11 protein-coding genes and 1 tRNA gene are annotated in these 10,772 nt (G+C 72.4%); 4 read left to right on the forward strand and 8 right to left on the reverse strand.

The annotated features are described in order from the left end of the window. Window positions 1-52: 52 nt before the first annotated feature. Window positions 53-1,084 carry a hypothetical protein gene (locus ABZY91_RS19275; protein ID WP_355403787.1) on the reverse strand — a complete coding sequence of 344 codons (1,032 nt, stop codon included), beginning with the start codon at window positions 1,082-1,084 and terminating at the stop codon, window positions 53-55. A gap of 43 nt (window positions 1,085-1,127) precedes the next feature. On the opposite strand from ABZY91_RS19275, the gene ABZY91_RS19280 reads away from it, so the two are divergent. The 3 genes from ABZY91_RS19280 (at window position 1,128) to ABZY91_RS19290 (ending at window position 3,539) form a co-directional block, all read left to right on the forward strand. Beyond that, the gene (locus tag ABZY91_RS19280; protein ID WP_355403789.1) at window positions 1,128-1,703 is read left to right on the forward strand and encodes a GNAT family protein; all 576 of its coding nucleotides are present in this window, start codon (window positions 1,128-1,130) and stop codon (window positions 1,701-1,703) included. 154 nt (window positions 1,704-1,857) lie between these two features. Continuing rightward, a complete protein-coding gene (locus tag ABZY91_RS19285; RefSeq protein ID WP_355403792.1) occupies window positions 1,858-2,589 on the forward strand; it encodes a sensor domain-containing protein in 732 nt (243 codons plus the stop codon). A gap of 158 nt (window positions 2,590-2,747) precedes the next feature. Beyond that, window positions 2,748-3,539 (forward strand): class I SAM-dependent methyltransferase, encoded by a 792-nt coding sequence (locus ABZY91_RS19290; RefSeq protein ID WP_355403794.1) that lies wholly within the window; start codon window positions 2,748-2,750, stop codon window positions 3,537-3,539. 51 nt (window positions 3,540-3,590) lie between these two features. Here ABZY91_RS19290 and ABZY91_RS19295 read toward each other — a convergent pair whose 3' ends face one another. From ABZY91_RS19295 to ABZY91_RS19310, 4 genes are all read right to left on the reverse strand, one after another. After that, entirely contained in the window at window positions 3,591-4,730 is a 1,140-nt protein-coding gene (locus ABZY91_RS19295; protein WP_355403796.1) for a hypothetical protein, read from the reverse strand. Between the two features lie 353 nt (window positions 4,731-5,083). After that, window positions 5,084-5,932 (reverse strand): helix-turn-helix transcriptional regulator, encoded by an 849-nt coding sequence (locus tag ABZY91_RS19300; RefSeq protein ID WP_355403798.1) that lies wholly within the window; start codon window positions 5,930-5,932, stop codon window positions 5,084-5,086. Window positions 5,933-5,945: 13 nt separating this feature from the next. Then, complete coding sequence (locus ABZY91_RS19305; protein WP_355403800.1) at window positions 5,946-6,461, reverse strand: DUF6879 family protein; 516 nt, start codon at window positions 6,459-6,461, stop codon at window positions 5,946-5,948. Further along, entirely contained in the window at window positions 6,433-6,687 is a 255-nt protein-coding gene (locus tag ABZY91_RS19310; RefSeq protein ID WP_355403802.1) for a hypothetical protein, read from the reverse strand. The genes ABZY91_RS19305 and ABZY91_RS19310 overlap by 29 nt, the downstream gene beginning before the upstream one ends. A gap of 843 nt (window positions 6,688-7,530) precedes the next feature. Here ABZY91_RS19310 and ABZY91_RS19315 point away from each other — a divergent pair. Beyond that, window positions 7,531-8,088 carry a hypothetical protein gene (locus tag ABZY91_RS19315; RefSeq protein ID WP_355403804.1) on the forward strand — a complete coding sequence of 186 codons (558 nt, stop codon included), beginning with the start codon at window positions 7,531-7,533 and terminating at the stop codon, window positions 8,086-8,088. Between the two features lie 308 nt (window positions 8,089-8,396). Here the strand turns inward: ABZY91_RS19315 and ABZY91_RS19320 are convergent, their stop codons facing one another. From ABZY91_RS19320 to ABZY91_RS19330, 3 genes are all read right to left on the reverse strand, one after another. Further along, window positions 8,397-9,158, reverse strand: a complete 762-nt coding sequence (locus ABZY91_RS19320; RefSeq protein ID WP_329878526.1) for a hypothetical protein — start codon at window positions 9,156-9,158, stop codon at window positions 8,397-8,399. Window positions 9,159-9,354: 196 nt separating this feature from the next. Beyond that, window positions 9,355-9,428 (reverse strand) — tRNA-Met (locus ABZY91_RS19325). A gap of 13 nt (window positions 9,429-9,441) precedes the next feature. Next, window positions 9,442-10,772: PrsW family intramembrane metalloprotease (locus ABZY91_RS19330; RefSeq protein WP_355403806.1), on the reverse strand; the 1,331-nt coding region annotated here is incomplete at its 5' end.

A 10,772-nucleotide genomic window follows, 5' to 3' on the forward strand; every position in this document is an offset into this window, starting at 1 on the left:
AGGAGCCCCGGCGCGGTCCTTCGAGGACCGCGCCGGGGCTCCCGCGCGTCCGTCACGCCCCGGGCCGCTCCCCGGACTCTTCCCCGTGCGGCTCGCCCGACGGGTCGTCCCACCGGTCGTCCGACGGGTCGTCCCACCGGTCGTCCGACGGGTCGTCCGACAGGTCGTCCGACAGGTGGTCCCACCGGGGGTCCGACGGGTCGTCCGGCGTCTCCTCCGGGAGCGCCGCCAGGTAGGCGTCGATCTCCGCCTGACCGGGCTCCGCCGCCAGCTCCGGGAACTCGTCCACCAGCAGCCACGGCAGCCCCGGCACCGTCCACTCGCCGGAGAGCTCCAGCGCCGCCCCGACCGCCGCCTCCTCGAACGCCCCGAAGTCCCCGGCCAGCTCGGACGGCATCGGCCGGCCCAACGCGGTCAGCTCCGCCAGGTTCCGGTAACTGCGCTGCATCAGCCCCTGCTCCAGCAGCCGCCGCGCACCGTCCGACGCCATCCCGACCGCCAGCTCCCTGGTCCCGCCGCCCCAGCCCCCGTCGTCCACCGGGTCCAGTGTGCCGTCCTCCTCCAGCGCCGCGAACGCCGCCAGCCGCTCCTCCTCGGCCAGCCCGCCGAAGGCCTCCAGCCAGGACCGGACCGCGTCCCCGTCGGCGGTGTCCACCCCGTCGGCACGCAGCAGCAGGGTGTACAGCCGCGGCCAGGTCACCAGGTCGGCCCGGCGCAGCAGCCCGGTCGCCAGCTCGCCCTGCCACTCGGCCTCCGCGTGCAGCCGCTCCTGCCGCTTGGCGTTCAGCCGCCGCGCCGCCCGCTGGTGGTCGATCAGCAGCCGCACCGCCGCGCCGTACGCCAGCGGGTCCTCCCCCGGCGCGGGCTGGACGTACAGGTGCAGGCGTTCGTACAGCAGGTGCTCGACCGCGCCCGAGGTCAGTTCGGGCCAGCCGTCGTGCATCCTGCCCCCGCCCAGTTCCAGCAGCGCCAGCACTGCCCGGAGCGGGCCTTCCGGCACCGGCGCGCGGCCCTCCGTCTCCGCCCAGGCGAGCAGTTCGGCGGCCTTGGTGCGCGGGGCGAGCCGCAGGTCTTCGTCTTCCATAACCACGAACCGTAACCGCTGGTCGGGGGTAGGGTCGGCAGGCATGGTGCCCGTCCGACTCACCGGCCCCCGGCTGGCCATCCGCGAGTTCCACCACACCCCCGAGGACGTCGAGGCGCTGTACGCGGTCTTCGGTGACCCGGAGGCCACCCGGTACCTCCCGTTCGAGACGCGCGACCGGGAGGACTGCGCCGACCAGATCGAGCAGTACCTGGAGGAGGCCCACCAGGAGGAACGGACGGTCTACCGGCTCGCCGTCACCCGGCTCGCGGATGCCGAGGACCCGGCCGACGCCGCCCCGATCGGCAACGCCGCGCTCGGGCTCGGTGACCGCCGGTCCGCGTCGCTGGGCTACGCGCTGCGCCGCGACGTCTGGGGCCGCGGCTACGCGGGCGAGATCACCGAGCTGCTCTGCGGCCTGGCCTTCGGTGCGCTCGGCGTGCACCGGCTGGAGGCCCGGGTGGACGTCGACAACGCGGCGTCGGTCCGGGTCCTGGCCAGGGCCGGGTTCCGGCCGGAGGGCCGGATCCGGCACGACGTCCGCCCGGGCGGCCGCCGGCACGACTCCTACCGGTACGCCCTGCTCGCCGAGGAGTGGCCCGGTCCTGCGGGGCGGTGACGGGGAGGCCGGCCGGGATGCCGGGGGGAGGGGGGATAACCCCACCTCCGGTTCGCCGGGGAGCCGGATGTCCGCCGCGACGGCGTTTCGGCAGGCTTGAGGAGTCAGCAGGACACGCCGCACGAAGACCGACCCGAGGGACCGAGACCCCGCCATGAGCACCCACAGCATGCAGCGCAGCGAGTACGACGCGTACGACGCGTACGACCGCCACGACGGCGTCGTCCGTCGTACCGAGGAGCCGCCGTACGCCTGGCGGGCCCCGTTCACCTCCTACTTCTACCGCGAGCTCGGCTACACGCTGACCGGCCTGCCGGTGGTGACGGCCGGCTTCACCCTCGCCGTCACCCTGTTCTGCCTGGGCCTCGGCACCTTCGTCACCGTCCTCGGCCTGCCGGTGCTGGCCGCCCTGACCACGGCCGCCCGCGGTTTCGGCCGGCTGGAGCGGTCCCGGGTGCGCACCATGCTCGCCCTGGACGTGCCCGGCCCGGAGCCGGTCGTGGCCACCCGGCCCGGCGTCTGGGGCGGGGTCACCGCCCGCCTCGCCGACGCGGCCGGCTGGAAGGCCGTGCTCTACCAGGTGGTGATGTTCCCGTGGGCGATCCTCAGCCTCGTGATGTCGACGGTCTTCCTGACCGTGGGCTGGTCGCTCGCGCTCTACCCCGTCTACCACTGGGTCTTCCCGACCTACACCGACTGGCCCGGCTACAAGCTGTTCGACTTCTACGACAGCGACGGTGTCGAGCACGTCTTCTACGTCGAGTCGGCGCCGCAGATCGCCGGCGTCTGCCTGATCGGCCTGCTCTTCGTCTTCGTCACCCCGCAGCTGGTGCGCGGCCTGACCAACGTCAACCGGCTCGCCGCCCGGGGCCTGCTCGGCCGCTGACCGCCCGCCTCGCCCGACCGCCGCTCCGCCCGCGCTTCCCGCTCCGCCCGTGCTTCCCGCTCCTCCTGACCCCCGGCCACTCTCGGTGACCTTCCGGCCCCGCCCGCCCCGGACCACTCCGGATGCGGGCGGGGCCGGCCCGTGTTCGGATGGCCACGATGGCCTCCCGAACCGCGATCCGCACCGCCGCCGCCCGGCCCGCCGGCCCCTTCGCCACAGCGCCCGCGGCCCCGCACGCGGCGTCCGGCACCCTGGTGACCTCCCGTCCGCTGGACGAGTACTGCGGACTCTTCGGCCTCACCCGGGCCCGGCTCGCCGCCCTTCCCGGGCCCCTGCTGGACTGCCCCGGCGGCGCCGCCGGACTGGTCGCCGAGGCCCGCACGCTCGGCTGCCGGGCCATCGCCACCGACCCCGTGTACGCCCGGCCGACCGCCGAGATCGCCGCCCTGGCGCTGGCCGCGCGGTCCGTGATGGCCGCCACGATGGCCGCCCGCCCCGAGCTCTACCCGGCGCCCCGGCACTGCCCGCCCGACCGCTACCTGCGCAGCTGGGACCGCGCCCGCCGACTGTTCGCCGCCGACCGCGCCGCCCACCCCGAGCAGTACGTGGCGGCCGCGCTGCCCCGGCTGCCCTTCGCGGACGGCACCTTCGCGCTCACCCTCAGCGGCTTCCTGCTCTTCGCCTACCCGGAGCTGTTCGGGGCGGACCGGCAGCTGGCCGCGCTGGCCGAACTGGTCCGGGTCACCGCCCCCGGCGGCGAGGTCCACGTCCACCCGCTGTACGACGGAGAGGGGCGGCGCAGCGCCCGGCTCGACACCGTCCGGTTCGCCCTCGGCGAGCTCCGGATCGCCAGCGAGATCCGCATCGTCCCCCCGGTCGGCGGCGGCCGGCGCCGGCGCGTCCTGGTGCTCCGGAGAGTCGGCCGCCCGCCCCGGGGCGGCCCGGGGTAACGGCGTCCTCCCGGGCCCGTCCGGTCCTGGGGCCAGGCCCCGGCACCCGGCCTACGGTGTGCCGGTCTGCTGCGCCGCGGCCGGCTGCGCTCCCGCTGCCGTGGCCCCGGCCTCCACCGGTCCGGCCTGCTGCGGGAGGAAGACCGGCGTGTCCAGGCGGGACAGTATCTTCTCCGCCAGCCAGCTCCGGTCGGAGCCGTAGGGGATCCCGTCCGGGGCCATCAGCCGGCCCGCCACCGCCTCGTGCAGCCGCCGGGCCTCGCCGTCCGGCAGCCGGGAGAGCAGCCCGCGGGCCGCCAGCAGCGCGTGGTACTGCTCGAAGCCGGAACGCGGACGCTCGATCGCCTCCAGCACGCTCGTCAGGTCGGCCAGCGCCGGATCGCCCTGCATCAGGGCGAGGGCCTGGATCCGCCGGCCCTCCGAGCCGTCCGCGAACAGCTCCCGCACCTGGTCCGCCGTCAGCGCCGAGCGCCGCGCCGTCGACCGGACCTCGGCCACCACGCTCTCCGGGCCGGCCGCGAGACCGGGGGGCAGCACCGAGCCGGGCAGGTCGCCCGGCCGCTCCGTACTGGTGCCCACCAGACCCAGGTGCTGCATCGCCCGCATCCGCAGGTCCTCCGCACCGACCTTGTCGCCCTTGCGGTCCCGGTCCTGGCCGGCGAGGAAGAGGTCCAGCGCCTGATCCGCGTCGGAGAGCACCTGCGGCAGCGCCAGCCGGGTCAGCAGCCACCCGGCCAGGAAGCCGAGCAGCAGGAAGTAGAGGACCAGCGCCGCCGAGAACGGCACCGCGTCCGCGTCACCGCCCAGGACGGGCGCGAGGGCCGTCCCGAGCTGGTGCAACCGCTCGCCGAGCGAGCCGAGCTGGGTCAGTCCGACACCGAGCAGCACCTTGGTCAGCCAGTCGGAGACCTGCTCCAGATTGGTGTTCGGCGCGTACGAGCCGTGCGGCTCGGAGCCGCCGGTGGCGGTGCGCACCCGGGGCACCCCGAACAGGAAGCCCAGCGCGCCGCCGACCATGACCGCCGCGCAGGCCACCACCAGGCCGCCGCCCAGCGCCTGCCACGGTCGTGCGCGCCCCAGGGAGAACAGCAGCAGCCCGAGCGCCCCCGTGCCCAGCAGTGCCCCGGCCGCCGTCCGCTGCGCCGTCCGCATGGCCGCCGCACCGCCGGTCCGCCGTGTCGTCCCCGCCATCGCCCACCCCCCGTGCCCGTGCCGCTCCGCTCCGGAGTGCGCGCCGACTCTAGCGGGGATGCCCTCGGAGCATCCCGGGAAACGCCCGCAGCCGCGCCCGGCGGTCCTCGGGCCCCGGGCGGTGCCCGGAGAGGGGACACGGCCCGGGCCCGGACATGCAGACGGCCCGCGGGCTGCTCCTCGGTGCCGGACCCCGCGAGAGGTCCGGCACCGAGGCACCGGGGATGTTCCGGTGAGCCCGCGGGCCGGGTGACTGCTATGGATTTCGCCTGCCGGAGGCCAGGGGCCTCACCCTGCGCAGGCAGGGCCGCTCTAGCGAGCAGCCACCTCACACATCCTGATGGAACTCAAGCTCAATCCAGATCCGCCAAAGCACCCGCCACGAGTGAGCGCGCTGCTGCGCCCCGGACTGCGCCCTGTGCGAGCCGTTCAAATGCTCGGGTGTACAGATCCACCTGGCTGGGTTGCGTGAGTGTGGAGGCAGCATCCAGCGTGTCGGCGTGGACCCTGGTGGCATCGAAGATCGTGAAGGTCGGCATGGGCCAGACGGTCCGCTGTGCCGCGAACGGGATGATGCCCAGAGCGACGTTCGGAAGATCCATGACTCCGAGCAGGTGGCCGAGCTGTGCCGCCATGGTCTCGGCACTGCACACGCGGTACCGCAAAACTGACTCCTCCAGCACGAACGAGAACCGACGTGCGCCGTTGCTCAACACCGCGTTACGCCTCATACGGGCCACCACGGCGTCACTCACGTCGTCGGGGGTTCCCCGGAAGTCGGCGATGGACGACAGCAGAGCGGCGGCATACCTGGGAGTCTGGAGGAACCCGGGGATGACGTCGGAGACGTAGGCCCGGAACTGCCTGGTCTGTTGGTACAGGTCGCCCGTGGACTCTTGCAGGCGGCGGAGCCCACTCCGCTGGAGCCGTCTCCACTGCACATGAGCATCGGCGGACTGCCTGTTGGCGGCGATCAGGTCAGGGGCTTGATCGCCGGCCCCGCAGGCGTCGCACCAGGCCCTTATGTCTGCGTCAGAGGGACGTGTCCTGGCGTTCTCGATCCGGGATGACTTCGATTCTGACCAGCCGCACCTGACGGCCAGCTCCCGCCCGCTGATCCCGGCATCCTTCCGAATCTCGCTCAGCCGACCGGCAAGGGCTTCGCGAGCCTTCTGAACGTTCGAAGAGGGGTGCGCGGGCATGGAGCCGGCCTCGTCAGACTTCGTACAGATGGTGCGGGATCGCGCGCTCCCAGACTGCTTCGAAGGCAGCGGTGCACAGCTTTACGGTCTCCGGGTCTGCCGTGATCTCATCTTCGACCACCGCGCCGTCGCCGGAGAAGTGGTGCACGCGGAGCAGCGCACCGTCGAACAGCCAGAAGTCATTCGCCGGTAGGGGGATACCCGCGGCCTGCCGCCGTGGCAGCCAACGGACCTCCTCACCTGCCGTGACGTTTGCGTGGGTGACGTAGTGCTCCCACCGGATGTACTCGGACACGGGCTCTGAGACGATCCGAGCGCGACGGATCGCCACACCCCGAGCCACCGCATCCGCGATCAACTGATCATAGGAATGCCACCAGGACTCGCGGTCCTCCCAGTTGATCCGCTCGCCGTGCTGCCATCCCTCGAATCGCTCCGTCGAAGCGTAGGAGTCCCGCAGCTCCAGATGAACCGCGGACCGCTCGCACTGCCCAAGCAGCTCAGCGAAGTCGGGCACGCTCAATGGCATCACACGCCTCCCTGATCACCGGCACCATCCGGGCCGGAATCCTGCTGATGGTTTCACTGTCGGGCACCGGCCCGTTCGCGGGGCTGCTTCCCTCACAGTCCGCCTGAGTCTCAGGGCTCGGCTTCCATCCCTGGAACAGGATCTCTTGAGCCTCCAGGTCCACCCACACGGTGGGGCAGTGGTCCCGGTCGGTGTCGGGGTCGATGCCCACGAACTCTACGGCCATGGCCGGCTCCCTGGTCTAGGTGCTTGCTCGGGCTTGCACAAGGCTCGCCGAGCAGCAGGCAGAGCGTCAATACAGCTACGTGACAACGCGATTGGCGTGCAAGCTCCTGCAAGTTCGTAGAGCCCGCCCTGTCGCCGTCCGTAGCGTCGTCTGCGTCGGTAAGTCAGGCGGCGGAGGGAACATCCGTGTCGAATGCGGAGGCTGAACCGGCGAGCGCGCTGGCGGAGCACGGCCCGGTGCCGGCATTGGCGCGCGCCGCCGAAGCCGTCGGTCGGGAAATCCTGCGTGAGTGGCCGCCGTGCACGTGCGGCAAGCCGGAGTGTCCGGACGGAGCGGCAGACGAGTGAAGATCTGCGACGACTGGCGAGACCGGACGCCGTCCACCCCCGCGCAGCGCGCCCAGGATCGGCGGGGCCCCGTGCCGGGTCGTCGAAAGGGTCGTACGGCCTGGCACGGGCCCCAGGAAGCTCCCGCTCCGATCGGCGTTCCCTGGACAGCGCGCCGACCGGAGCGGGGCCCGCAACACCGAACGACCCGGCCACCATCCGGCGGTCGGTTCCCGCAGTGCGAGGAGGCACCAGTATGCGCGAGGACCCGCCCGAGAGGCCGCCCGGTCCGATGCCGCCGGACGCCATCACCACGGCCGCCGTCAACTTCGAGTAGAGGAGAGCGCAATGCCCGTTGGGATCATCGAGTCCAAGCACAAGGGTGCCGAGAAGCCCCCGCCGAAGCACGCGGGCAAGCCGGCCCCGGAGCAGCCCGCGCCCGACCCGAAGTAGTACCCGTCACGCTGGTGGGTCCCCGTCGTGTACGCGGCGGGGACCCGCCCTCGGAGGAACGACCATGGACCCTGACCGGCTCCACATCTCGTACAACATGAGGCAGTTCGCAGATGAGGCGTGGACCGCCCGCGCCGAGCGGTGGACGGCCAAGTTCTACGTTCCCGACCAGGAGATCGGCGCTGCCAACATCACCCGCGTGGTTCCCGGAGTGGCTTCGAATCCCCGTGCAGCGCTGGAGGCCGACCCCGGGTTACTCGACCGTATCCCGCGTGTGATCTTCACCGAGGACGGCGCCCTCGTACCCGCACTGGCCATGCTGCGTCCCCCGCTGTTGCTCCTGCTGGAGTCGGTCCACGTTACCGACGAGTGGCGAGGCAAGGGGGTGGGCATGGCCTTGGCCGTCACGGCACTGCGACGGTTGGCTGTCCCCGGGACGGTGGCCGTCTGCTACCCGGCTCCGATTCACGATCACGGACCAGGCGAACCGTGCTCCTACGAGTCGGATGACCCCGAGATCCGGCGGCCCGACGAAGAGGCCGTGACCAAGCTCCAGAAGGCATGGGAGCGGCAGGGCTTCGCACATCTCGACCAGGGCGTCCACACCCTGGTTCTTGCCTGAGCTCGCCTGGCAGGGCCGTGCCCCGCCCGGTCCCGTCCCGCTCATCAACTCCGGCCGTGCGGAGTCTGCTCGGATGGACACATGCCGAACCCCCGGGGCCTCGACCTGAGGGTGTCCCGGGGGCTCGACAACTTCTGCGCGTTCCCGTCCGTCGGGCTACGACTAGGCCGTAACCTCGACGGAGGCGCGCCCGAGCGAGTCGAACGCGCACACGTGCGCAGTTGCGTAGTTACTCAACTCAGGATCACCTCCTTTCAGTGTGCCGCCACGATAGGCAGGTCCACCGGAGGAGAGCAACGGATTTATTCTCAGGCGGACTTGAGCTGGTCCTGCAGCTTGGCGAAGTCGATCACGTTGTCGGCCGGCGGGGCCTGGATGGTGAGCGGCTTGTCGTAGTCGGTGAAGTCGATCTGGCCGCCCTCGGTGCCGCTCTTCTTCTCGACCCGCAGCGGGTAGAACTTGCCCTCGGTGGCGACGTGGATCGTCGACTCCTCGCCCTTCCGGTCCTTCACCTTGAGGCTGAAGGCCTTCTGGCCGTTGACGGTGGCGGCCCCGCCCTTGGTGGCCTCGCTCTTGCCGGAGTCGTCCGAGACGATCTTCGCGGTGAAGTCCTTGAGGTTGCAGACCGAGGTGAGGTCCTTCATCTCGGAGTCCTGGAGGCCCGACAGGTAGCGGCCCTTGAACAGCTCGGCGGCCTTCGCCCCCTCCTTGCCCGCGATGGCGGTCCAGAACTCCTTGTCCGGCTTCACGTACGACTGCTTGCCGTCGCTGATGATCTCGAACTTGCCCATGCCCGGCATGCTCATGGTGCCGGTGCACTGGCTCTTGGTGTCGAGGGCCAGGTCGATGGTCATCTTGCCCTCGTCCATGGCGATGTCGCCGGTGATCTTCACGGACGTGGCGGCGGACAGGGCGTCCTTGGTCGCCTGCTCGATCTCCTGGGCGCTGAGCTTCTCGGTGTCCAGCTTCGGGGCCGCCCCGGCCTTGCTCTGGGTGTCCCCGCAGGCGGTGGCACCGGCCGCCAGCAGCAGACAGATCGCGGCGGTGCCGGCAAGGCGCTTCGACAGCATGAGTGCGTTCCTAACTCGGCGCGATGGTCCGCGTCCGAACGAGTGACTTTGCACTTCAGTATGCTTTACGGCTTTTTTAGGGGATCTTGACCGGGGCCGCTGTTACAGGTTCGTGGCAGGACCGTGCCGTCGCCGAGTTCGGAGCGGGAACGGCGAAGGCCCGGAGGACGAATCCTCCGGGCCTTCCGCTACTGAGTAGCGGGGACAGGATTTGAACCTGCGACCTCTGGGTTATGAGCCCAGCGAGCTACCGAGCTGCTCCACCCCGCGTCGGTAAACACAACTATACGGGGGAGCCACCCGAATGGGAAATCGGTTCCCCGGCGGCCCCCGGACCGCCCGCAGGACCACCCCCCGGGCGGGTCCCGGAGCCGCCCCGGAACCGGCGCGGGAGCCCGCCCCGGAACACGCCCGCGAGGGGGCCGCCGCGCCGTCCGGACACCGTGCCCCTCCCGCGGTGCGAGGCGTGCCGGGAGGTCCGTGCGCGGGCCCAGGCGGCGAAGCAGACCAGCGCCGCGAAGCACGGCACCATCAGCACCGCGTACACCAGCAGGAACCCGCGGGTGCCCAGGTCGGCGGCCGCGTTCCAGGTGCCGTGCAGCGCCATCGACAGCACCAGCCCGGCCGGCGCCGCCAGCCGGGCCAGCAGGCGCCGCCCGGTGGTGAGCGTGAGGGCCAGGCCCAGTCCGGTCAGCGCGGTGAACAGCGGGTGGGCGAACGGCGAGAGCAGGCCGCGCAGGACGAAGGTCTGTACGGTGCCGTCGAAGTCCCGCAGGCTGGGCGCCTCGCCGAGCCCGATGCTGTCCAGCCGCTGCTGCTGGTCGTCGGTGAAGGCCCGGCCCAGGTAGAGCGCGTTCTCGGTGAAGGCGAAGCCGCAGGCGGTGATCCCGCCCAGGACCACCCCGGCGGCCAGCGTGCGCGGCCGGTACCGGGCCCGTCGGTGGTCGCGGGTCGGCGGGGCGGGGCGCAGGTAGGGCAGCGGGCGCAGGTAGGGGCGGAGCCGGAGCCGTCCACGGGCGTGCGCGAGGGCGGGGCGGCGGTCGTACCCGCGGGGCTGCCGGGGGCCGGACAGCGTGCGCAGCACGGAGGCACAGGGGCGGTCCGAGCCCCGGCCGGTACATCGGAGCCGCGTGCCGAGCGGGAGCAGCAGGACGAGCAGGGCGGCGCCCTTGGCGCTCTCCTCGATCACCGGGGTCACCAGGTCGGCGCCGAGCACCTCGCCGAGGCTGCCCTGGTGGGCGGTCAGGTAGCTGTTGGTCCAGCCGTTGGCGAGGATCGCGAACGTGGTGGCGGCGCAGGCGCCCCAGCCGAGGCAGAAGACGGTGTGCCGCAGGGGGACCCGGGCGGTCTGGTTGAGCCAGGCGAGGCCGCCGAGCACGAACGGCAGCGGGACCAGGGCCAGCCCGAGGCCGACCAGCAGTCCGGTGGTCCCGGTCTGCCGGCGGACCAGATGGAGGATCAGCACCCCGCAGCCGGTCAGGGCCAGGACGGCGGTCGCGGTGACGGAGGAGGTCGCGGCCGAGCGGGCGGCGCGGCCGGCCCGGGCCGCTCGGGGCGGGCGCCCCGGCCGGGACGCCGGCGGGCCGGCCGGGGGATCGGCGGCGGGGTCAGCGG

This window comes from Kitasatospora sp. NPDC002965 (genome assembly GCF_040611255.1).
In the GTDB taxonomy this organism is placed as follows: Bacteria; Actinomycetota; Actinomycetes; order Streptomycetales; family Streptomycetaceae; genus Kitasatospora.